Annotated in this window: 22 protein-coding genes; 10 read left to right on the top strand and 12 right to left on the bottom strand. The window is 65.8% G+C overall.

Going from position 1 to position 22,585, the window contains the following annotated elements:
* The first annotated feature begins 131 nt into the window (after nucleotides 1-131).
* Together ABZ720_RS06835 and ABZ720_RS06830 are read left to right on the top strand one after the other, a co-directional pair.
* Nucleotides 132-1,001 carry an alpha/beta hydrolase gene (locus tag ABZ720_RS06835; RefSeq protein WP_366554761.1) on the top strand — a complete coding sequence of 290 codons (870 nt, stop codon included), beginning with the start codon at nucleotides 132-134 and terminating at the stop codon, nucleotides 999-1,001.
* Nucleotides 1,002-1,040: 39 nt separating this feature from the next.
* Nucleotides 1,041-1,730 (top strand): response regulator transcription factor, encoded by a 690-nt coding sequence (locus tag ABZ720_RS06830; RefSeq protein WP_366554760.1) that lies wholly within the window; start codon nucleotides 1,041-1,043, stop codon nucleotides 1,728-1,730.
* A 99-nt stretch (nucleotides 1,731-1,829) separates the two neighbouring features.
* On the opposite strand, the gene ABZ720_RS06825 is transcribed toward ABZ720_RS06830, so the two are convergent.
* The gene (locus ABZ720_RS06825; protein ID WP_366554759.1) at nucleotides 1,830-2,150 is read right to left on the bottom strand and encodes a hypothetical protein; all 321 of its coding nucleotides are present in this window, start codon (nucleotides 2,148-2,150) and stop codon (nucleotides 1,830-1,832) included.
* A gap of 281 nt (nucleotides 2,151-2,431) precedes the next feature.
* On the opposite strand from ABZ720_RS06825, the gene ABZ720_RS06820 reads away from it, so the two are divergent.
* From ABZ720_RS06820 to truA, 8 genes are all read left to right on the top strand, one after another.
* Nucleotides 2,432-3,808, top strand: a complete 1,377-nt coding sequence (locus ABZ720_RS06820) for an MFS transporter (RefSeq protein ID WP_366554758.1) — start codon at nucleotides 2,432-2,434, stop codon at nucleotides 3,806-3,808.
* On the top strand, nucleotides 3,808-4,308 hold the full coding sequence (locus ABZ720_RS06815; RefSeq protein WP_366554757.1) for an MmcB family DNA repair protein: 501 nt from the start codon (nucleotides 3,808-3,810) through the stop codon (nucleotides 4,306-4,308). Before ABZ720_RS06820 ends, ABZ720_RS06815 begins: the two co-directional genes overlap by 1 nt.
* 53 nt (nucleotides 4,309-4,361) lie before the next feature.
* Nucleotides 4,362-4,862 carry a CoA-binding protein gene (locus tag ABZ720_RS06810; RefSeq protein ID WP_366554756.1) on the top strand — a complete coding sequence of 167 codons (501 nt, stop codon included), beginning with the start codon at nucleotides 4,362-4,364 and terminating at the stop codon, nucleotides 4,860-4,862.
* Nucleotides 4,859-6,202 carry an O-acetylhomoserine aminocarboxypropyltransferase gene (locus tag ABZ720_RS06805; protein WP_366554755.1) on the top strand — a complete coding sequence of 448 codons (1,344 nt, stop codon included), beginning with the start codon at nucleotides 4,859-4,861 and terminating at the stop codon, nucleotides 6,200-6,202. The genes ABZ720_RS06810 and ABZ720_RS06805 overlap by 4 nt, the downstream gene beginning before the upstream one ends.
* Before the next feature lie 132 nt (nucleotides 6,203-6,334).
* Nucleotides 6,335-7,573, top strand: coding sequence for a multidrug effflux MFS transporter (locus ABZ720_RS06800; RefSeq protein WP_366554754.1), 1,239 nt, complete (start codon nucleotides 6,335-6,337; stop codon nucleotides 7,571-7,573).
* Nucleotides 7,574-7,682: 109 nt separating this feature from the next.
* Nucleotides 7,683-8,219 carry a peptide deformylase gene (gene def, locus ABZ720_RS06795; RefSeq protein WP_366554753.1) on the top strand — a complete coding sequence of 179 codons (537 nt, stop codon included), beginning with the start codon at nucleotides 7,683-7,685 and terminating at the stop codon, nucleotides 8,217-8,219.
* Nucleotides 8,220-8,346: 127 nt separating this feature from the next.
* Nucleotides 8,347-9,270 (top strand): methionyl-tRNA formyltransferase, encoded by a 924-nt coding sequence (gene fmt / locus ABZ720_RS06790; protein ID WP_366554752.1) that lies wholly within the window; start codon nucleotides 8,347-8,349, stop codon nucleotides 9,268-9,270.
* The gene (gene truA, locus ABZ720_RS06785; protein WP_366554751.1) at nucleotides 9,267-10,025 is read left to right on the top strand and encodes a tRNA pseudouridine(38-40) synthase TruA; all 759 of its coding nucleotides are present in this window, start codon (nucleotides 9,267-9,269) and stop codon (nucleotides 10,023-10,025) included. The genes fmt and truA overlap by 4 nt, the downstream gene beginning before the upstream one ends.
* Here truA and ABZ720_RS06780 read toward each other — a convergent pair.
* From ABZ720_RS06780 to ABZ720_RS06730, 11 genes are all read right to left on the bottom strand, one after another.
* Entirely contained in the window at nucleotides 9,998-10,495 is a 498-nt protein-coding gene (locus ABZ720_RS06780; protein ID WP_366554750.1) for a PRC-barrel domain-containing protein, read from the bottom strand. The two genes, truA and ABZ720_RS06780, sit on opposite strands and share 28 nt — an antisense overlap.
* 187 nt (nucleotides 10,496-10,682) lie before the next feature.
* Entirely contained in the window at nucleotides 10,683-11,507 is an 825-nt protein-coding gene (locus ABZ720_RS06775; protein WP_366554749.1) for an ABC transporter permease, read from the bottom strand.
* Nucleotides 11,507-12,754 (bottom strand): ABC transporter permease, encoded by a 1,248-nt coding sequence (locus ABZ720_RS06770; RefSeq protein WP_366554748.1) that lies wholly within the window; start codon nucleotides 12,752-12,754, stop codon nucleotides 11,507-11,509. Before ABZ720_RS06770 ends, ABZ720_RS06775 begins: the two co-directional genes overlap by 1 nt.
* Before the next feature lie 84 nt (nucleotides 12,755-12,838).
* Nucleotides 12,839-13,903 carry an ABC transporter substrate-binding protein gene (locus ABZ720_RS06765; RefSeq protein WP_366554747.1) on the bottom strand — a complete coding sequence of 355 codons (1,065 nt, stop codon included), beginning with the start codon at nucleotides 13,901-13,903 and terminating at the stop codon, nucleotides 12,839-12,841.
* Between the two features lie 190 nt (nucleotides 13,904-14,093).
* Entirely contained in the window at nucleotides 14,094-14,639 is a 546-nt protein-coding gene (locus ABZ720_RS06760; protein ID WP_366554746.1) for a hypothetical protein, read from the bottom strand.
* 149 nt (nucleotides 14,640-14,788) lie between these two features.
* Complete coding sequence (locus ABZ720_RS06755; protein ID WP_366554745.1) at nucleotides 14,789-15,640, bottom strand: ABC transporter permease; 852 nt, start codon at nucleotides 15,638-15,640, stop codon at nucleotides 14,789-14,791.
* Nucleotides 15,641-15,656: 16 nt separating this feature from the next.
* Nucleotides 15,657-16,916 (bottom strand): ABC transporter permease, encoded by a 1,260-nt coding sequence (locus ABZ720_RS06750; RefSeq protein ID WP_366554744.1) that lies wholly within the window; start codon nucleotides 16,914-16,916, stop codon nucleotides 15,657-15,659.
* Between the two features lie 129 nt (nucleotides 16,917-17,045).
* Nucleotides 17,046-18,152: an ABC transporter substrate-binding protein gene (locus ABZ720_RS06745; RefSeq protein ID WP_366554743.1), complete on the bottom strand. Its 1,107-nt coding sequence runs from the start codon at nucleotides 18,150-18,152 to the stop codon at nucleotides 17,046-17,048.
* 71 nt (nucleotides 18,153-18,223) lie between these two features.
* Nucleotides 18,224-19,318 carry an ABC transporter ATP-binding protein gene (locus tag ABZ720_RS06740; protein WP_366554742.1) on the bottom strand — a complete coding sequence of 365 codons (1,095 nt, stop codon included), beginning with the start codon at nucleotides 19,316-19,318 and terminating at the stop codon, nucleotides 18,224-18,226.
* A 516-nt stretch (nucleotides 19,319-19,834) separates the two neighbouring features.
* Nucleotides 19,835-21,046, bottom strand: coding sequence for a 5-aminolevulinate synthase (gene hemA / locus ABZ720_RS06735; RefSeq protein ID WP_366554741.1), 1,212 nt, complete (start codon nucleotides 21,044-21,046; stop codon nucleotides 19,835-19,837).
* A 95-nt stretch (nucleotides 21,047-21,141) separates the two neighbouring features.
* Nucleotides 21,142-22,530, bottom strand: a complete 1,389-nt coding sequence (locus ABZ720_RS06730) for an aspartate aminotransferase family protein (protein ID WP_366554740.1) — start codon at nucleotides 22,528-22,530, stop codon at nucleotides 21,142-21,144.
* Nucleotides 22,531-22,585 lie beyond the last annotated feature (55 nt).

The following is a 22,585-nucleotide window of genomic DNA, read 5'->3' as shown; positions in this document are numbered from 1 at the left end:
GGACTTTACGATTTCGCTCGCGGCGTGTCACGCTGGCCGCGATCATGCGCCAATGCTGAAATTGCACCTCTGCGTCAAGTGGGGGAGGCGCCGGAACGCGCAAGCGGATTTGCCAAAGGAGACATCAAGCGATGGGAAACACTGTGTGGCGCGGCTACGACCGTGCGGCGCTGGATGAGCAGCTCAACCTTCGGGTCCGCACGCCGGAGCATCCGGAGATCTTCCAGCGCTGGGAGACCGACAGCCGCGCGGTTCGCGACAGCGTCCCCCATCGCTTCGACCTGGCCTATGGCGACAGCCCGGGCGAGAAGCTCGACTTCTTCCCGGCGGACAAACCCGACGCCCCGCTCTTTGCCTTCATCCATGGCGGCTATTGGCAGAGCCTCGACAAGGCGCACTACAGCTACTTCGCCCCGGCTTTCACCCGCGAGGGGATCGCCTTCGCTTCCATCAACTACAGCCTGGCGCCCGAGGCCCGCGTCGAGACCATGGTGGCCCAGGTGCGCCGGGCCCTGGGCTGGCTGCACGGCCAGGCCGCGGAGCTGGGCTTCGACCCGAACCGCCTGGTGGTGTCGGGTCACTCCGCCGGCGGCCACCTCGCAACCATGGCGGCGGCGACCAACTGGTCGGCACAGGGCCTGCCGCAGACCCTGATCGCCGGGTGCTGCTCCATCTCCGGCGTCTACCAGCTGGAGCCGATCCGCCAGAGCTACCACCAGCCGCTGCTGCAGATCTCCGAGGAGGAGGCGCGCGATCTCAGTCCGCAGCACCAGCGCCCGCCGCATTCGCTGCCCACCCTGCTGGCCGTCGGGTCGACGGAGCCGGATGAGTTTCACGCGCAGCAGCGCGAGCTGGCCGAACCCTGGGGCGCGGACAACCCCGTCCAGGCGATGGAGGTCGAGGGCCGCCACCACTTCGATGTGATCGACGCCTTGCTGCAGGACGAGCAGCCCCTGCGTCAGGCGCTGCTGCCCCTGCTGCGCGAGGGGCGCCTGCGGTAAGACAGCCGCACAGTCCCGGCCAGGCTTCCCCGCATCGTCATGCCCTCCGGCCCGTCGCGCCAGCTTCTGCTTCTGGACCCGGACGCCGCCCTGCGCGCCGTCCTGGCGGAGCAGTTGGGCACAAACGACTCCCTTCAGGTCAGCGAGGCCGCCAGCAGCGCCGAAGCATTGGCGCTCCTGGAGGCACGCGCCTTCGATGCGCTGCTGCTGGCGACCGCACTGCCGGACACGGACAGCGCCGAGCTCTGCCGCCACCTGCGGCGGCAGGGCTTCAAGGCGCCGATTCTGCTGCTGGCACAGGACGCCGGAAGCGCCGGGTCCGGCCTGGAGGCGGGCGCCAACGACTATGTGGAGAAGCCCTTCCGGCTGACCCTTCTGCTGGCCCGCCTGCGTGCCCAGTTGCGCGCCTACGACAACAGCGAGAACGCCGAGCTCACCATCGGCCCCTTCCTCTTCCGGCCCGGGGACAAGCTGTTGCGCCACCGCGACAGCGGCGCCGAGCAGCGCCTGACGGAGAAGGAAAGCCAGATCCTGCGCTATCTCCATCGTGCCGGAGAGCGTGCTGTTTCCCGTGAAACACTGCTGGGCGAGGTCTGGGGCTACAACGCCGGGGTCACCACCCACACGCTGGAGACGCACATCTACCGGCTGCGACAGAAGATGGAGGAAAACCCCTCGGCTGCGACCCTGCTGCTGACCGAGGCCGGAGGCTATCGCCTGATCCCGTGACAGAGGCCCTTGCCACGTTGCGAGATTTCTCGCAGTGGCAACCAGATGGCGTGCCGGGAAACGATCCGGTCCCCATCGCAGAGAAGCCTCGCTCAGGCCCTACTCGATCGTGTAGCTGCCAACCTCGCAGAGGTCGACTGTGTCCTCCAGAACGTCACCGTCGGTGAATTCCATGCGGAGGTCGTAGTCACAGGCCCGCCGGCGGTCGGCAATCGTGATCCTCATGCTTTCACCGCTGTTCAGGATGCCCGCGCCAAGAATGTCCTCTTCCCAGCTCGCCTCCGTGGTCGGAGAGGCATAGAAAGCAAAGAGTGCATAGCCTGATTTGTTGGACAGCATGAACTCCAGGTCCTGCGCCAGGGCAGGCAGAGAGGCGGTGATGACGGCTGCCACGGCAGCGGCCGAAAAAACGTGTTTCATATCGTGTTTCCGAAGATTAAGGGTTTAAGCAGGATCGGGGCTCAGACTCTTCAGGCCGCCCCGGCAAGAATCGGCGGCTGAGGAACGATTGCCGAAACATGGGTCCTGCTTGCGGCACGCCCCGCGCATCAACTCACAAAATTGTTCTGATTCCCTGTAACAGCGGCGATAGTGCAAGCTTTCCGTCAAAGAGCAAGCGCTAATCGCGCAGCCTGCGAGGACGCGCTTGACGGCCCCGCTCCCGCCGGCCAAGAGGAGCGCCAGCCTCTCCGGAGTGGACCATGGGCCGTACGCTTGCACCCGTATTCGCGCTGCTCGTTTCCGTTGCCCTGCTGCTGCTGGGCAATGGCCTGCTGGGCACCTTGCTGCCGGTGCGGGCGCAGTTGGAGGCCTTCTCCACGCCCGTCATCGGCTTGCTGGGCTCGCTCTACTTTTTCGGCTTCGGCTTCGGCTGCGTTCTTGGCCCGCACCTGATCCAGCGCGTGGGCCACATTCGCACCTTCGCCGCCCTGGCGGCGTTGGTGGTGGCCGTCCCCCTGGTGCATGCGCTTTTCCCCCTGCCCTACGCCTGGGCGGCCCTGCGCATCGTGGCGGGCCTCTGCCTCGCCGGACTTTACACCGTGATCGAGTCCTGGCTGAACCAGTCGGTGGACAACGCCTCTCGGGGCACGGTGCTTTCGGTCTACATCGTCGTCAATCTCTGCGCGATGACCGGCGGTCAGCTTCTGCTCCTGCTCGACTCCCCATCCGGTCCGGCGCTTTTCAGCCTGGTGGCGGTGCTGATGACGCTCGCAGTGGTGCCCATCGCCCTGACCCGCGCAGCCGCGCCGGTGCCCCCGGTGACCGTGCGCCTGCGGCTGCGGCACCTTTATCACCTCTCGCCGGTGGGCATTCTGGGATGCTTCACCGTGGGCATGACCAGCGGCGCCTTCTGGACGGTCGCACCCGCCTACGTCACCGCTCTGGGCGAGGGGCCGGAAGCGGTCTCCACCTTCATGGCGGTCGCCGTCTTCGCCGGTGCCCTCGCCCAATGGCCCCTGGGTCGGCTGTCGGATCAGATCGATCGGCGCCTCGTCATCCTGGGCGCCTGCCTGGCGGCCGGATTGGCAGGGATCGGTCTGTTTCAAAGCGCGCACCTGCCGATACCGCTGCTGGTGCTCGCCGGATTTTTCGGGGCCTTTGCGCTTTCCGCCTACGCGCTTTGCATCGCGCATGCCAATGACTTCATCGCGCCGGAGGACGCGGTGGAGGCCTCAGCCGGCCTGCTCCTGACCTATGCCGCCGGCGCAGTGGCAGGGCCGCTGCTCGCCGCCTCGGCCATGTCCTGGCTCGGCCCTTCCGGTCTCTTCGCGGCCACGGCTGTCGCGCATTTCCTCTTTGCCCTTTTCGTGATCCACCGCATCCGCCAGCGCGCCCCGATTCCTGCCGACGAGCGCGAGCACTTCGTGCTCATGGAGCCGCGCACCTCGGCGATGGTCTTTGAACTCGACCCGCGCAGCGAGACCACCACCCCTGAAGCGGCAGAGGCGCAGGCCGCGGCAACGATGCTGGAAGACGACCTGCCGGACGCACTAGAGGACGAGCATCCGGCGGCCGAAGTGGAACCAGGTGGCGATGAGCAGGCGCCAGGCGAAGAGAACAGGCCGAAGGAGACGTGATGCAGGACTTCAACCCGCTGCCGGAAGGGCGAGAAAAGGCGCAGCGGCTGGCCCGGGGAGTCAGCCGCCTGCTGGAGGACCTGGGCTACGCCAGCGTGACGGAGTTCACCCTGACCAGCGGGCGGCGCATCGACGTGATGGCGCTCGGCCGCGACGGGGAACTGCTTGCGGTCGAGGTGAAGTCCTCGCTCGCCGACTTTCGCTGCGACGGCAAGTGGCCCGAGTATCTGGACTGGTGCGAAAGGCTGCTGTTCGCCGTGCCGCCTGAGTTCCCGCAGGAGATTCTGCCGGCCGAGTGCGGGCTGATCGTGGCCGATGCCTGGATGGCGGAGGTGCTGCGCATGCCGCCACGGCGGCGTCTGCCACCGGCCCGGCGCAAGGCGGTCACCCTGCGCTTTGCCCGCACCGCCAGCCTGCGCCTCGGCCGCCTGCTCGACCCGCGCGGTGGGCCCGACCCTCTTGGCTCCCCCCGGATCGATCCCCAGACTCAGTCAGAGTAAAGCTTGGCGGCAATTCCATGACGGCTGAAGCCGCAACTGCTATAGGCTAGGGCATGCAGCACGACAGCTATTCCAACGCCTACATCCTCTCCATCCTGCAGTCCGTGCGGACCATCGCCATGGTCGGCGCCAGCGCCAAGTGGAACCGTCCGAGCCACTTCGCCATGAAGTACCTGCAGGAAAAGGGCTACCGGGTCATTCCGGTTAATCCGGGCCAGGCCGGAGGCGAGATCCTGGGCGAAAGGGTCTATGCGTCGCTGGCGGAAATTCCCGAGCGCTTCGAGATGGTGGACATCTTCCGCGCCTCGGAGGCGGCGGGCGGCGTTGTCGACGAGGCCCTCTCTCTCCAGCAGGACAAGGGGATCGAGGTGATCTGGATGCAGCTCGGCGTGCGCGATGACGCCGCCGCCGCCCGCGCCGAAGCGGCCGGCATGAAAGTGGTCATGGACCGCTGTCCGAAGATCGAGTTCGGACGCCTCAATGCCGAGCTGGCCTGGGGCGGCTTCGACACCAAGGTAATCACCGCCAAACGGCGCAGGGTGAGGCTGGCATGAGCAAGGACACGGGCGACAAGGGTGATCGCACGCCGGAGAGATACGGTTTCGAGACCCGCATGATCCACGCCGGCGCGCAGCCGGAACCGGTGACCGGCGCGCGCCAGACGCCGATCTTCCAGAACACCTCCTACGCCTTCCACGACGCCGAGCACGCGGCCAGCCTCTTCAACCTGCAGACCTTCGGATTCATCTATTCCCGCCTCACCAATCCGACCGTTGCCGTGCTGGAGGAGCGGCTGGCCAATCTGGAAGGCGGACGGGGCTCCACCTGCACAGCCTCGGGGCACGCGGCCCAGCTGCTGACCTTCTTCGCCTTCATGGAGCCCGGCGACCACTTCATCGCCTCCACCCGACTCTACGGCGGCTCGATCACCCAGTTCGGCAAGACCTTCCGCAAGTTCGACTGGCATGTCAGCTTCGTCGATGTGGACGAGCCGGAAGCGGTGCGCGGTGCGCTCACCCCCAAGACCAAGGCCATCTTCGTCGAATCCCTGGCCAATCCAGGCGGCGTGGTGAGCGACCTGGAAGCCCTGGCCGCCATCGCCAAAGAGGCGGGCATCCCGCTCATCGTCGACAACACCCTGGCCAGCCCCTGGCTCTGCCGGCCGATCGAGTGGGGGGCGGACCTGGTGGTGCACTCCACCACCAAGTTCCTCTCCGGCAACGGCACCGCCATGGGTGGCGCCGTGATCGATTCCGGCGGTTTCGACTGGACGGCGGCGGGGGAGCGCTTCCGCGGCCTGAACGAGCCGGAACCCGCCTACCACGGCCTCGCCTTCCATGAGACCTTCGGCGATCTGGCCTTCACCACCCACGCCCACGCCGTGGGCTTGCGCGACCTGGGCACCACCATGGCGCCGATGCATGCCTTCCTCACCCTGCTGGGCACGGAAACCCTGGCGCTGCGCATGGAGCGGCACTGCAGCAACGCGCTCAAGGTCGCGGCCTTCCTGGCCGAGCAGGACGAGGTGGCCTGGGTCTCCTATGCCGGACTGCCGGACAATCCCTATCATGCCTTGGCCGGCAAATACCTGCCGCGCGGGGCCGGCTCGGTCTTCACCTTCGGGCTCAAGGGCGGCTATGCCGCCGGGGTGCGGCTGGTGGAGGAGGTCAACCTCTTCAGCCACCTGGCCAATGTCGGCGACACCCGCTCGCTGATCCTGCACCCGGCCTCCACCACCCATCGCCAGCTCTCCGAGGAGCAGCGCCAGGCGGCCGGCGCCGGCGAGGAGGTGATCCGCCTGTCGATTGGCCTGGAGACGGTGGAAGACCTGATCGCGGACCTGGGCCAGGGCCTGGAAGCCGCCGCCCTTGCAGCACGGCGCGCGGCGGAATAGGCGCAAAAGCAGAGGTGAAACGACAGGCGCCCGCTTGCGCTTGCTGCATGGCTGCTGCGATTTGACCTGGTTGCCGGGCGGGCTACCCTGAATAAGTCAGTTCCGCTGACGCAACAGCCAGAAACGAGACGCATGACCGCCGCAGCCGAGGCCACGCCGCCCACCGCCATTGACCGTCCCAAGCCGCCGATTGCTATCCTGGTGGCGGTCAGCGCCATCGGCCCCTTTGCACTCAACATCTTCGTGCCCTCGATCCCCGGCCTGGCGCGCTTCTACGAGGTCGACTACGGCACGATCCAGCTCACCTTCACGCTCTATCTGGTGGGGCTGGCGGTCAGTCAGCTCTTCTACGGCCCGCTGTCCGATCGTTTCGGCCGACGGCCCTTGCTGCTCGGCGGCATGGCGCTCTTCGTGGTGGCCAGCGTCATCTGCGCCCTGGCACCGCCGCTCGAATACCTGATCATCGCCCGCATCCTGCAGGCGGTGGGCGGCTGTTCCGGTCTGGTCCTTTCCCGCGCCATCGTGCGCGATCTCTACGGGCGAGACAAAGCCGCCAGCGTCATCGGCTACATCACCATGGCCTGGGTCGCCGCCCCGATGATGGCGCCCTCCATCGGCGGCCTGCTCGACGTGCATTTCGGCTGGCAGGCCAGCTTCTACCTCGTGGCCGCCGCAGGGCTGGCGGCCCTGCTTGCCGCGATGCGCTGGCTGCACGAGACCAACCACCACCGCAGCAGCGACAGCGGCGGCGTGGCGATGATCCTGGGCTTCGGGCGCCTCCTGAAAAGCCCGCGCTATCTCGGCTACGCTCTGCCCACCGCCTTCACCTCGGCGGTCTTTTTCTCCTTTCTGGCGGGCGCCCCCTATCTCACCATCGAGGTGCTGGGTCTGACACCCTTCGGCTACGGGCTCTGGTTCATCCTGGTCTCATTCGGCTACTTCCTCGGCAACTTCGCCTCCGGTCGCTATTCGCAGCGCCTGGGCGTGGACCGGATGATCCTGACGGGCACCCTCCTGGCGCTGGTGGGGGTTGGCCTCATAGCCACCTTCGCGCTGGGCGGCCTGCTGTCGCCCTGGACCCTTTTCATGCCCATGTTCCTGGTGTCGCTCGGCAACGGCATGAGTATCGCCAACGGCCTGGCCGGCTCGGTCAGCGTCTATCCCGCCATGGCCGGGGCGGCTTCGGGCCTGGCCGGCTTCCTGCAGATGGGCCTGGGCGCCGGCTCGGCCCAGCTGGTGGGCCTGGTCCAGGAGCATTGGACCGACTTCATGGCGGTGATCAACCTCGGCTGGGCCGTGCTGGCCTTGAGTGTCTTCCTGCTGCTGGTCCGCCCGACCCGTCGACGCCCTCACTCTGCCGAGCAATCTTGACGCTGTGGCCTCTGCGACATAGCTAAACCGCAGGACATTCACATTCCGGGCAGTAACCCCCGGACCGACACCCCTTTACGACCACCCCAGTGCGACGAAAGTTTTCCCTATGGCCAAGCTTCCCATCCTCACCGCGCCCGATCCGCGCCTCAAGCGTCGGGCCAAGCCCGTGGAAAAGGTCGACGCCCGCATCCGCCAGCTGATGGATGACATGCTCGAGACCATGTACGCCGCACCGGGCATCGGGCTGGCCGCACCGCAGGTGGGCGTGCTGGAGCGGGTGATCGTGGTCGACATCTCCCGGGATGAGGAAGAAGCGCAGCCGCTGCGCATGGCCAACCCGGAAGTCCTCTGGCACTCGGATGAGCTCGGCACCTACGACGAGGGCTGCCTCTCGCTGCCTGAGCACTATGCCGAGGTCGAACGGCCGAAGCAGGTGCGCGTGCGCTTCATTGACCAGGACAATGAGATCCGCGAGATGGAGGCCGACGGTCTGCTCGCCACCTGCATCCAGCACGAGATCGACCACCTCGACGGCACGCTCTTCGTTGACCACCTGAGCTCCCTCAAGCGCAACATGATCCTGCGCAAGCTCACCAAGGCGCGCAAAAGCGAGCAGCTCCCGGCCTACTCCGCCGCCTCCTAGACCAAAGAGATCGTGCAGATTCACGCGATCTACTTGGACCGCGAAGCGATTCCAATTGAACGCGATCTGCACTGAGCCGAGCGCAGAAGGGCTGTGCCTCGCGGTTGGTCGTGCTAATGAGCGGCCCATGACACCGCTTCGCCTCGCCTTTCTCGGTACCCCGGATTTTTCCGTGCCCTGCCTCGCCGCCCTGGCCGAAGCGGGACACGAGATCGCCTGCGTCTACAGCCAGCCACCGCGCCCCGCGGGCCGCGGACACAAGCTGCGCCCCTCGCCGGTGCAGCGACTGGCGGAGGAACGCGGCTGGCCGGTGCGCACACCACGCAGCCTGCGCGATCCCGAAGAACAGGCGGCCTTTGCCGCCCTCGAACTGGATGCGGCGATCGTGGTCGCCTACGGCCTCATCCTGCCGAAAGCCATACTGGAAGCGCCGCGGCTGGGCTGCATCAATGTCCACGCCTCGCTGCTGCCGCGCTGGCGCGGCGCGGCGCCGATCCAGCGGGCCATCCTCGCCGACGATCGCGAAACCGGTGTCACCATCATGCAGATGGACGAGGGGCTGGACACCGGCCCCATGCTGCTGAGCAAAAGCGTGGCCATCACCGAAAGGGACACGGGCGCCAGCCTGCACGAACGCCTGGCCGAGCTGGGCGCCGCGGCGCTTGTCGAGGCCCTGGCAGGACTGGCGGTCGGCCGGCTGCAGCCGCAGCTCCAGCCGGAGACCGGCGTCACCTACGCAGAAAAGCTTCGCCGGGAGGAAGCACAGTTGGACTGGAGCCGCCCGGCCGAGGCGCTGGCCCGGCAGGTGCGCGCCTTCACTCCTTGGCCCGGCGCCTGGTTCGAGGTCGGCGGCGAGCGCATCAAGGTGCTGGAAGCCGAGGCGGTGAGTGCCGAAGGCGCGCCGGGCCAGGTGCTGGATGACCGGCTGACGGTCGCCTGCGGCGAAGGCGCACTGCGCCTCATCCGGTTGCAGCGCGCCGGCCGCGCGCCCATGGACGCGGACGCCCTGCTCCGCGGCTTCGCCATCGCGCCGGGAACGCAGCTTTCGTGACCCGCTGGCGCCTGCTGCTGGAGTACGACGGCGGCGCCTTCGCCGGCTGGCAAAGGCAGGACACGTCCCCTTCGGTGCAGGCAGCACTGGAAGAGGCCGTCACCGCTTTCAGCGGCGAAAGCGTCCTGGTGCAGGCAGCGGGACGCACGGATTCCGGCGTCCATGCCACCGGACAGGTGGCGCACCTGGACCTGGCGCGGGAGACCTCGGCGGAGACGCTGCGCAACGCGGTCAACTTCCACCTCAAGCCACAGCCGGTGGCCATCCTGGAGGTCCGGCGCGCAGCACCCGGGTTTCATGCTCGCTTTTCCGCCATTGGGCGGCGCTATCTCTACCGCATCCTGAACCGGCGCAGCCTGCCGGTGCTCGATCGCGGACGCGTCTGGTGGGTGCCGCAGCCCCTCGATACCGAGGCGATGCAGGCCGGCGCCCAGCGGCTGCTCGGCCGGCAGGACTTCACCTCCTTCCGCGCCACGGCCTGCCAGGCGGCCTCGCCCGTCAAGACGCTGGATCGGCTGGAAGTGATGCGCGTTGGAGATGAGATCCGGATCGAGGCCGCTGCCCGATCCTTCCTGCACCATCAAGTGCGCAACCTGGTGGGCAGCCTCAAGCTGGTGGGATTGGGGCGTTGGACGCCCGACGACATCACGCGCGTGCTGGACGCGCGCGACCGCCGCCTGGCCGGCGCCACGGCGCCACCGGAAGGGCTCTATCTGACGGCTGTGGTCTATCCCGACGAAGCCGGCGGCTCGTAGTCCGGCAGTTCGGCCAGTTCGTCCTCGCTGAGCGCGGAGAGATAGTCGTCGCCCTCCTTGCGCTCCAGGAGCAACTCCTCGATGGGCACGGCCACCCGCCGCTCCCACAATCCGAGAAAACCCCCGCTTGCCGCAAGCACGGCCATGACCTTGCCGCGCTGATCGGCAAGCAGGTCGCGAATTCGGGCCAGGCGGTTGCCCTGCACGTCGGCAATGGATGCCCCGATCAGGGCGGTGGCGTGCACATCCTCCGGCAGCTCGGCATCGGCATAGTTGCCCGCCAGCGGCCGGAGCTTGGCCAGCTCCCCGGTAAGATCGAAGCTGCCGGCAAGTTCACCCGGCGCGGCCCCGGCCACCGCCGGAAGCTGCGCAGTCGAGGATGCCGTGGCGGCCTGGCCGGGCGCGGTCGCGCTGGACCCGCCGAACATCAAGGCCGCAAGGGGCAAAACGGTGCGTAATCGCGTGCGCACGTGGGGCTGCTCCTACTTGAACGCCGTCGCCAAAAAGGGGTGCTCGCTTGGGGGGATGCCGTGTCCGCATCGCGGACCGACCCGGCGAGTCCCCGCCAGAAGGACATCTACTGCCAGTAAACGCAGCAGGAGCAAGAGTCGTTTATGCGACCGGCCACAGATCAGCTATGCGGGAAAAGCATGAACCTTACTCGCGCCCCTGCAGGCGGGCGGAGCGACGCCGCAGCAGCTCCGTGGTCGCCATCAGCAGGATCGACAGAAGAATCAGCAGCGTAGCCGCCGCCGCAATCACCGGCGAGATGTTCTCGCGGATGCCCACGAACATCTGCCGCGGCAGCGTACGCTCCCCCGGGCCGGTGAGAAAGAGCGCCACCACCACCTCGTCAAAGGAGGTGACAAAGGCAAAAATGGCACCCGAAACCACACCCGGGGCAATGGTCGGCAGCACGACCTTGCGGAAGGTCAAGACCGGCGGCGCGCCCAGGCTGGCGGCAGCGCGGACCAGATTGTAGTCGAAGCCGGCCAGGGTGGCGCTGACGGTGATGACGACGAAGGGCACCGCCAGCACGGTGTGCGCCAGGGTGAGACCCAGCAGGCTGCCGGTCAGGCCCAGCGGCGCATAGAAGAAGTAGATACCGACACCGACAATGACGATGGGCACCACCATCGGCGAGATCAGCAGCGCCATCACCGCGCTCTTGGCCGGAAAGTCGGCCCGGTTCAGGCCCATGGCCGCCAGGGTGCCGAGGAAGGTGGCAAGCAGCGTGGTCGCCACCGCCACGACGATGGAGTTGCGGAAGGATAGCTGCCAGGGACCGGACGAGAAGAGTTCCTGGTACCACTGCAGGGAAAGGCCCGGCAGCGGGAAGGACAGGAAGGAGCCGGCGGAGAAGGACAGCGGCACGATCACCAGGATCGGCAGGACCAGGAAGAGCAGCACCGCCACCACGATGCCCCAGTGGGTCCAGTGCCAGATCCGTTGTTCGCGGGTGTAGGTCTGCGGCAGCGCCATCAGCCGAGCCTCATGCGTTCGACGCCCACAAGACGAATGTAGAGCCAGTAGATGATCAGCACCGCCACCAGCAGAAGCGAACCAAGCGCCGAGGCCATGCCCCAGTTGACCGTCTGGTTGGTGAAGAAGGCGATGAACCAGCTCACCATCTGGTCATTGGCGCCGCCCACCAGGGCCGGCGTGATGTAGTAGCCAATGGACAGGATGAAGACCAAGAGGCAGCCGGCGCCGATGCCCGGCGTCGTCAGCGGCAGGTAGACGCGCCTGAAGGCCGTAAAGGGATGCGCGCCCAGGCCGGTCGCCGCGCGCGGCAGCGCCGGATTGATGCCGCGCATTACCGAATAGAGCGGCAGCACCATGAAGGGCAGCAGGATATGGGTCATGGCGACGTAGACGCCGAAGCGGTTGTAGATGAGCTGCAAGGGGTCCTGGATCACTCCGGCGCCCTGCAGCGCCTGATTGATTGGCCCCTCGCGTTGCAGCAACACGATCCAGGAGGTCGTGCGCACCAGCAAAGAGGTCCAGAAGGGCAGCAGCACGAGGATCAGCAGCAGATTGCTGATCCGCGCCGGCAGGGTCGCCAGCTTGTAGGCCAGGGGATAGCCCAGCAGCAGGCAGAGCAGCGTCACCCCGATGGCGATCGTGAAGGTGCGCGCAAAGATGTCGCGATAGATCGCCTGGTCCCGAGGTGCCGCTTCCACACCGCCTTCGGCCCCCAAGCGCAGATCCATCGACGCCAGCAGATAATAGGGTGTCACCGTCGTGGAGGCACGGCGCAGCAGCAGCCAGGTTTCCGCCTCCGCCCAGTCGTCGTTGATGCCGACAAGGGTTTCGGACCAGCTGCCTTCCGGGCTGTCGGGCAGCCGTCGGGCGGTGCCCATGATCGTGGTCCTGAAGCCGGGCACCTCGGTGTTGAGCCGGCGCGCCACGCCGGCAAGCTCGCGCGCCTGCGCTGCCGCGCGCAGTTCCTCGGCAAAGAGCGCCAGGACCGACTCCTCCGGCAGCGGCGTCTCCGTAGGCTCCCACTGCTGGATCGCCGCGGCAAAGCGCGGCAGGGTCGAGGGAAGTTCGCTGTTGTCGACGCTCAGCCACATCATGCGCGCGATCGGCACGACGAAGAAGAATATCAGGAAGAGAAGCAGTGGCACCACCAGAGCGATGGCACGCAGCCGCCCGCGCCATTCGGCACGGCGCAGCCGACGCTTCAGATCGCTGCCGGTAAGCGCGGTGGCGGTCGAAACGGTCATGCCCCGGAAATGCTCCGATAGGAAAAACCGCCCGCCCTCGAGCAGCTGTGCTCTGCCAGGGCGGGCGGCGTCAGGAAGAGCGCGTTACTGCGCGATCCAGGAATTGAAGCGCTCGGTCAGGCGCTCGATGTTATCCACCCAGAACTCGGTGTCGAGCTGGGCAGTGACGGCGAGGTTGTCCGGCGCGGTCGGCAGATCCGGCAGGTCCGCTTCAGAGATGCTGTCCGCCGCGTCCACATGAGTCACACCATAGGCCACATAGTTCGGCAGCAGGGCCTGACGCTCCGGCTCACTGGCGAACTTGATAAATTCGTGCGCCTGCTCGACATGGGGGCTGCCGGTGAGGATGACCCAGTAGTCGATGGAATAGAGGCTGCCCGGGAAGACGACCTTGAAGTTGCGGCCATCGGTCTTGTTGGCCCCGGTCACGCGGCCGTTATAGGCGCTGGTCATGACCACCTCGCCGGCGGCCAGCAGCTGCAGCGGCTGCGCACCCGCTTCCCACCAGACGATCTCGTCCTTGATCTCGTCCAGCTTGGCGAAGGCACGGTCGACGCCCTCGTCGCTGGCCAGCACGTCGTAGACCTCGTCCACCGGCACGCCGTCAGCCTGCAAGGCGAACTCGAGCGCATACTGCGGGCCGCGGCGCAGGCCACGCTTGCCCGGGAAGGCTTCCAGGTCCCAGAAGTCTTCCCAACCCTCGGGGCCCTCATCCAGGCGGTCGCCATCATAGGCAAGGGCGGTGGACCAGACGATGGTGCCGGCGCCGCACTCATGCTCGGCGCCGGGAATCAGCTGACCCGACAGGCCAAGCTCATCCCAATCAAGCAGTTCATAAAGGCCTTCCTCGCAGCCGATCACCAGCTCTTCGGTCTCGACTTGCACCACGTCCCAGTCGGACGCGCCGCCTTCGACCTTGGCACGAATGGCGCCCACGCCGCCGTTCCACACATCCTCGAGCAGAGGATTGCCGGTCTCTTCCTTGTAGGGCTCGAAATAGATCTCGCGTTGGGCATCCTGATAGTTGCCGCCCCAGGAGGTGACGGTGAAATCGCGGGCTTCGGCGTTCCCGGGCACGGCCATGGCCAGGCCGAGTCCCAGCGCCGTCGCGCCGAGCGTAAGGATACGCGGAGTGGTCTTGAGCATCATCGGGGCTCCCTGAACTTATTCGCGGCATTCTTGCCTTCACAGCCCGGCTGGGCTGGGCGCGAAATCTTATCGTGCAAGACAGCTATGTCCACGGGCATGTTGCGAAAATCGCAGGTCCGCGCTCCGCGGCCGCGTGTCACGCTTCTGGGTATGCAGCTGGGTGCAGAATGCCCCCGGCGGGTGGAATGGGTCAGGTTCGCGCGCCGGTCGCCAGCGCCTCGAACCAGGCCAGGCGCGCGCGCGTTTGCGCCACTTCCAGGTCGAGCCAGGCTGTCAGGGCGCCTGCCTCACGAGCGTGGTGCTGGCGCAGGTCGAGCAGTCGGGCCAGATCGCGCTCGAAGAGCTCAACCATCATTTCGGCCTGAGTGCGCAGCTCCGCCTCCGGCAGCAGGTGAAGGAAACGCACCTTCAAGGCGATGATCAGCTTGTTGAGGTCATTGATCTGCGAGCGCAGATTGGCGCGCAGCAGCGTCTGCAGCGCTTCCTCCCCGGCCGCGGTGATGCGCAGATGCGCATTGTCCGCCAGACCCCGCCCATCCACGGCTTCCACCAGTCCCTCGACCTTCAGCAGTTCCAGCGGCTGGGCGATCAGGTCCAGCGACGGTCCCACGAGGCGCTCGGTGAAATGGCGAACGGCCGAAGCAAGTTCGGCGTAGGAGCGCTCGCTTTCGGTGAGGATGCCCAGGGCCAGCAGGCGGATCGCCTCGCTCGGCATCAAGCTGTTGTCGCGATACATGACAGAGACTCTCCCGGCTTCCGCCCTTTTGGTCCGGTGGGTGGGGTATCCCGGACAGCCTTCAAGATAGTGCGAAGCGGGAGGGCTGTCCAGTCGTTGCGAACTGCTCGCAACGACTGGACCCTTGCCAGAAAGGAAAGGCCGCTGGATCAGCCCGGCGAGAGGCCGCGCATCCGCTCGTTGCGCCGGCGCAACAGCTCCAGCACAGTCAACAGCGCGATGGAGATCAGCACCAGGATGGTCGCCACGGCCAGAATGGTGGGACTGATCTGCTCGCGAATGCCCGACCACATTTCGCGCGGAATGGTGCGCTGTTCGACACCGGCAACGAAGAGGACGATGACCACCTCGTCGAAGGAGGTGATGAAGGCGAAGAGCGCCCCAGAAATCACGCCGGGCGTGATCAACGGCAGGATGACCTTGAAGAAGGTGGTCTGCGGCGGCGCGCCGAGACTGGCCGAGGCCCGGGTCAGGGTGTGGTCGAAGCCGCTCAGCGTTGCCGTCACGGTGATGACCACGAAGGGCGTGCCCAGCGCCGTATGCGCCAGGATGACGCCGGGGAAGGTCTGGGCCAGTCCGATCTGCGAGTAGAAGAAGAACATGCCGGCCGCCGAGATGATCAACGGCACGATCATCGGGGAGATCAGCAGCCCCATGATCAGCCCGCGGAAGGGCATGTGACTGCGTGAGAGCCCCAGGGCGGCCAGCGTTCCCAGGCAAGTGGCCAGGAAGGTCGAGGCAAAGGCGATGATCACCGAGTTGCGGATCGAGGTCACCCAGGCGGAACTGTTGAAGAACTCCTCGTACCAGCGCAGGGAATAGCCCTCGGGCTGAAACGTCAGCATCTCAGTGGTGTAGCTGAAGTAGGGCTGCGCGTTGAAGGACAGCGGAATCATCACCAGGATCGGCGCGACCAGGAAGAAAAAGATCAGGCCGCAGATCACGCGATAGGAGTAGTACCAGGTCCGCTCAAGCGGCGAGGCATAGGATGGCAGGGCCATGGTGCGCTTTTCCCCCTCAGCCGAGCTTCATGTTGTCGATGCCGACGATGCGGTTGTACAGCCAGTAGAGAATCAGGACCCCGCCCAGCAGGATCGAGCCCAAGGCCGCGGCCAGACCCCAGTTCAAGGTCCGCTGCATGTGGTCGGCAATGAGATTGGAGATCAGCTGACCCGACTGGCCGCCCACCAGGGCCGGCGTGATGTAGTAGCCGATCGAGATAATGAAGACGAGAATGGCGCCCGCCCCGATGCCAGAGACGGTCTGCGGCAGATAGACCCGCACGAAGGCCACGAACGGGTTGGCGCCAAGGGAGCGCGCAGCACGCTGATAGCTGGGCGGAATCGTCTTCATCACGGAATAGAGGGGCAGCACCATGAAGGGCAGCAGGATGTGGGTCATCGCCACGATGGTGCCGATCCAGTTGTGCATCATGGTCAGGCGCCCGTCATCGCCGATCAATCCGACGGCGACGAGGATGTCATTGATCACGCCTTGTTGCTGCAGCAGGACGATCCAGGCGGTGGTGCGCACCAGCAGTGATGTCCAGAAGGGCAGCAACACCATGATCATCAAGAGATTGGAATAGCGCAGCGGCAGGGTCGCCAGCAGGTAGGCGATCGGGAAGCCGAGCAGCAAGGTCAGGACCGTGATGGCCAGACTGAGCGCCAGCGTACGCATGAACAGGGCGACATAGATGCGCTGGTTTTCCGGCTGCATGGCGACCGAGCCATCGTCGGCATAGCGCATGTCCACAGCGGAGAGATAGTAGCTGGCCGTATAGGGGCGTCCCTCGCGCTTGATCAGGCGCCAGGTTTCCACGTCGCCCCAGCGTTGGTGCGCGTCCAGCAGCGCTTCCTTGTAGGGCGGCTCGAGGGAGTCGGCGTTGCGGGCAGTCCGGGAAAAGAGACTGCGCGCGCCGCTCATCTCGTAGTTCAGGCGGATGCCCACCTGCCCGATGGACCGGTTCTCCTGGCCAACGCGCAGGTCCTCCACCATCGCGGCGAAGGCTTCTTCGGGTGGCAGCTCCTCGCCGTCCCAATCTTCGAGGGCCGCTAGGGTGTTCGGCAGGGTGTTGACGATCGCCGGGTTGTCGACGCTGCGCCACAACATGTCGCCGATCGGGGCGATGAAGGTCAGTAGAATGAAGGCAAGCAACGGCACGACCAGCATGAAGGCCGTGATCTTGCGCCGCCTTTCAGCACGCCGCAGGCTGGTTTTCAGCGGCACACCGTCCGCCGTCACCATGGGTCCGCTGTGTGCTTGCGCCTGTGCCATTCAACCACTCTCCCCCGATCCACCTTGCTGCCGTACGACGCGAGCAGCCCGAGTTGGGCGAGCGCGATCGTACGGGCGGTGAGGGAGCGCGCCCCTAAGGACGCGCTCCCCCGACCTCAACCGTTGAGCTTACTGGAGCATCCAGTTGTTGAAGCGCTCACGCAGCTCGTCGCCATAGTCCGTCCAGAAGTCGTTGTTCAGGAGGATCGGCGTCTCGTAGTTATCGGGATGGGTCGGCATGTGCGGGCCCATGTCGATGCCGAGATCGGCGTGTTCACTGACCAGTTCGGCCGAGGACGCACGGGCCGGGCCGTAGGAAATGAACTTGGCCTGATCGGCAAGGCGCTGGGTGTCGGTCGCCCAGTAGAGGTACTCCATCACGACATCGACGTTGCTGGCGCCTTCCGGCACCACCCAGCCATCCCACTCGACGATCTGACCGTCCCAGATGATCGAGAAGGGCTGGCCTTCGACTTCCGCCGCGTTGAACATGCGACCGTTATAGCCGGTGGCGAAAGCCACTTCCTTGTCGGCCAGCAGCTGCGGCGCCTGCGCACCCTCACTCCAGAAGACAAGGTGCTCCTTGATGGTGTCGAGCTTGGCGAAGGCGCGCTCCACGCCCTCCTGAGTCTCGAGCGTGTCGTAGATCTCATCGATGGCGACACCATCAGCGTAGAGCGCCCACTCGAGATTCGCAGCGGGGCGGTTCTGAATGGCGCGACGGCCCGGGAAGTTATCAGCATCGAAGAAGTCTTCGATGGTGTTCGGCTGCTTGTCTTCCGGGAACATCTCGTTGTTGAAGGTCATCACCGTCGAATAGACGATCTGGGGAATGAAGCATTCGCCCAGGGAGCCCGGCAGGTAGTCCTCGGAAGCCGGCGTGCCATCCGGCGCGGCGGCCAGAATCTCGTCATGGTCGATGGGCATGATCAGCCCTTCGTCACAGGCGAGCTGCGCGTCGGAGGGCAGCATGTCCACCAGGTCCCAGGTGACGTTGCCTGCCTGGGACTGGGCCCGCAGACCGGCCAGGGCGTTGGCGGAGCTGTCATCGTTGATGATGTTGATGTCGGGATTGAGCTCCATGTAGGGCTCGTGATAGGCGCGCACCTGACTTTCGGTGTAGGCGCCACCCCAGGATACCACAGTGATGTCGGTTGCCTGGGCATCCCCGGCGTTGGCGACGCCCAGCAGGGCGCCGGCCGCGAGGGCGGTTGTGGTGAGTGCAAGTTTCTTCATCTGAAAGCCTCCTTCGGTTTTCTGTAATCCCCCGGCACTGCGGCCGGTTCGTTGTTTGGGCCCTCTTGCCGTCAACTGGCGTCGAGGGCGCGACAATCCTCCATCGCCCAACCCACCTGGACAGTCTCGCCCCTGCCAATGCTGGCGTGGGCATGGGCGTTGGGAATCTTGACGATGAACTCGTCGGTGCCGCACAGGCTGACGCGGGTGCGGATATGATCGCCGAGATAGATCAGCTCCTCGACGCGCGCTTCGAACACGTTCGGGTACTTGCCTTCCGGCGGCGCGATGGCGACGCGCTCGGGACGCAGGGACAGCGTGCTACGGTCGCCCACCTTGTCCACATTGACCTTGAGGGCGTGGATGATGGAGCCGTCATCGAGCTGCACCTTGCAGTCATTGCCCTTGATCTCAACCACCTTGCCGTGGAGCTGATTGTTCTCGCCGATGAAGGCGGCAACAAAGGCGTTGAGCGGGCGCTCGTAGAGGTCGGGCGGTGGCGCCAGCTGCTGGATCACCCCGTCGTCGAACACGGCAATGCGGTTCGACATGGTCAGCGCCTCGGACTGGTCGTGGGTCACGTAGACCACGGTCACGCCCAGGCTCTCGTGGATGTGCTTGATTTCGTATTGCATCTGCTCGCGCAGGTTCTTGTCCAGCGCGCCCAGTGGCTCGTCCATCAGCACCAGGTCGGGGTCGAAGACCAGCGCACGCGCCACGGCCACACGCTGCTGCTGACCGCCGGAGAGCTGCGCCGGCCGGCGATTGCCCAGATGGCCCAGCTGCACCATGTCGAGGGCGCGCTGCACCTTCTGCTCGGTCTCCGCCTTGGAGATTTTGCGCACCTGAAGGGGAAAAGCCAGGTTCTCCGCCACGGTCATGTGTGGGAAAAGCGCGTAGTTCTGGAAGACCATCCCGATGCCGCGCTTGTGTGGCGCGACCTTGTTGATGCCCCGCCCGTTCAGCATGATCTCGCCGCTGGTTGCCGTTTCGAAGCCGGCGAGCATCATCAGACAGGTGGTCTTGCCCGAGCCGGAGGGGCCGAGCATAGTCACGAACTCGCCCTTGGCGATATCGAGATTGAGGTTCTTAACGACCAGCGTCTCGCCGTCGTAGCTCTTCTGGACGTTAATGAAACGAACGAAGGCGTCGTTGGACTCGCTCATGTTTTCCCCTGTCGTTCACTCTTGCGAGCGGCTTGTCTCTTGTCAGCACTGGATCGGCGGCCGGGCACAGTCCGCGCAGAACGCGCAAACTGAAGAAGAACCCCCGGTTCAGAATGATTGCGGCACTGCCGTGGGATGGCAGCATTCTTGATACGGACGGTCTGTTTGCCGGCGAGGACAAAAGCTGCTGGCGAAGCAGCCAGTCCGGCGGGAGCGAAACCCATCATGAGTTGCGGCGCACGGTCCCGTCAGCTTGCCCAGGCGGGCAGTCCCTTGGCGACAGCCACCCCGTCGCCTGACAACTCTGCACCCCGTTTCAACACCATCCCCGTTCCGGCCACTGTTTTTGTTCCTCGGGTCGCTCACGGCCCAGCACACCTGCGCAGCATGCAGTGAGCCCCGCTTTCAGTGAATGGATCCTATGCTATCCTTGCATGGATTTCGAGTCTTTTCGGACTCTTTCCCGCCACTTTTCGCCTGTGAGTTGGGGAGGCACCCGTCGCGAGCCTGCGCCGATCAGACGTTATACGGCAATTGAAGGTAATCCCAGGTTTCGCAAACCGCCTCGATGAGGGCCGCGATCTCCGCGTCCTGATGCAGCGGCGAGGGTGTCAATCGCAGGCGTTCGGCGCCGCGCGCCACCGTCGGATAGTTGATCGGCTGCACGTAGAGGCCGTGGGCGTTGAGCAGCCGGTCGCTGGCAGCACGACACAACTCCGGATCGCGCACCATGAGCGGAACGATGTGGCTTGGCCCAGGCAGGACCGGCAGTCCGCGGACCGCAAACCCTTCCTTGACCGCGCTGACCGCCGCGCGGTGCCGCGCGCGCAGATCGCTCGCATCCTGCAACAGGCGAACGCTCTCCAGCGCCCCCGCCGCAATGGCCGGCGGCAAGGCTGTTGTGAAGATGAAGCCGCTGGCAAAGGAGCGCACGAAGTCGACCAGTGCAGAGGAGGCTGCGACATAGCCGCCGATGAGACCCACCGCCTTGCCGAGCGTCGCCTGCACCACGTCCAGCCGGTCCAGCAGGCCGTCACGCTCGGCCACGCCCGCCCCGGTTTCTCCATAGAGCCCGACGGCATGAACCTCATCCAGGTAGGTGAGCGCCCCGGCCGCTTTGGCAACCTCGCAGAGTTCGGCGATGGGGGCGATGTCGCCATCCATGGAATAGACCGACTCGAAGGCCACGATCTTCGGGCGTTCCGGCGCAATGCCCGCCAGCCGACGCGCCAGATCCTCAGGATCGCTGTGGCGAAAGATCTGCTTTTCCGCCCGCGAGTGCCGGATGCCCTCGATCATCGAGGCGTGGTTCTGCTCGTCGGACAGGACCACACAGTCCGGCAGCTTGGCCGCAAGCGTGCCCAGGGTCGCCCAGTTCGCCACATAGCCGGAGGTGAAGAGCAGCGCCGCTTCCTTGCGGTGCCAACCGGCCAGGGCCTGCTCCAGGAGCACGTGATAGTGATTGGTGCCTGAAATGTTGCGCGTGCCGCCCGCACCGGCGCCGCAGCGATCGACCGCTTCGCGCATGGCCGCCAGGACCCGGGGGTGCTGGCCCATGCCGAGATAGTCGTTGGAGCACCAGACGGTGACCGGCGTCTGCGTTCCATCGGCATGGCGAATGGCACGGGGAAAGTCGCCGGCGCGACGTTCCAGGTCCGCGAAAACACGATAACGGCCCTCGCGCTTGAGGGCCGTCAGGGCATCGCCGAAGAAGGCTTCATAATTCATGGGGGCAAGCTGCCGCGCAAGCACAGGGAACGCAAGTCAGGGAAACCTGCAGGCCGGGAAGCCCCCCTTCCCGGCCTGCATAAGTCTGCCGTGTTTTACTCGGCGGCGGCGCTGCGGCTCTGCACCCACTGCAGGGTGTCGTCCAGAGCCTGGCCGAAACGCTCCAGCAACTGATCGATCTCCTGCTCGCTGATGATCAGCGGCGGGCAGAAGGCGATGGCGTCGCCGAGGTTGCGCAGGATCAGACCGTGCTCCTGGCAGCGCTCGAAGAGATGCAGGCCGACGGAGCCCACCGGCTCGAAACCGGCCTTGGTCTTCTTGTCGGACACCAGCTCGATGGCGGCGATCAGGCCGACGCCACGCACCTCACCTACCAGCGGGTGGTCGGCGAAACGGCGCAGGCCCTCCTGGAAGCGCGGGGCCACGGCCGCGGCATGCTCGATCAGCTTGCGCTCCTCGATGATCTTGATGTTCTCGAGCCCGACGGCCGTGGCCACCGGATGCGCACTGGTGGTGTAGCCGTGGCCGAAGGTGCCAAGCTCCTTCGTGTAGTCCGCGACGCCCTGGTAGATCTCGTCGGTGATCATGATCGCGGCCAGCGGCATGTAGGAGCTGGTGAGCTGCTTCGAGGTCACCAGCACGTCGGGCTTGATGTCATAGGTCTGGCAAGCCCAGAGGTTGCCGGTCCGCCCGAAGCCGTTGATGACCTCGTCGGCCACCAGCAGGATGTCGTACTTGCGCAGCACCTTCTGGACCTTCTCCCAGTACGTGCGCGGCGGCACGATGACGCCGCCGGCGCCCATCACCGGTTCGCCGATGAAGGCGGCGATGGTCTCGGGCCCCTCACGCAGGATCAGATCCTCGAGCTGGCCGGCCAGGCGGCTGGCGAACTCCTCCTCGCTCTCACCTTCCCAGGCGAAGCGGTAGTGGTGCGGGCAGGCCGTGTGCACGAAGCGATCCAGCGGCAGGTCGAAACCCTTCTGGTTCGCCGGCAGGCCGGTCAGGCTCGCAGAGGCCAGGGTGATGCCGTGGTAGGCCTTGATCCGGCTGATGAACTTCTTCTTCTCCGGACGGCCCTTCGCGTTGTTGTAGAACCAGAGCAGCTTGATGACGGTGTCGTTGGCCTCCGAACCGGAGTTCGTGAAGAACACCTTGGAGAAGTCGCGCGGCGCGATCTCGAGCAGCTTCTCGGCCAGCAGGATAGAGGGCTCGTGCGACTTGTGAGCGAAGGAGTGGTAGTAGGGCAGCTGCTGCATCTGCTTTGCCGCGGCGTCCACCAGGCGCTGCTCGCCAAAGCCCACGGCCACGCTCCAGAGGCCGGCCAGCCCCTCGATGTATTCCTTGCCCTGGTCGTCATAGACATGCACGCCCTCGCCACGCCCGATGATCATCGGGCCGGTCTCCTCGTGGCGGCGGGCATTGGTGTAGGGGTGCAGGACGTAGGCGATGTCCTTGGCGGCGGGGGAATTCGGGCGCACGGCCATAACGGGCTCCAGCTTCAGATGTCGGATGTCGACGGTTTCATTCCGTGGTTTAGAA

Source organism: Aquibaculum sediminis (assembly GCF_040712085.1).
GTDB lineage: Bacteria > Pseudomonadota > Alphaproteobacteria > Kiloniellales > DSM-21159 > Aquibaculum > Aquibaculum sediminis.
Note: the sequence above shows the minus strand (reverse complement) of the source record. Positions and strands in the feature narration are given on the sequence as shown.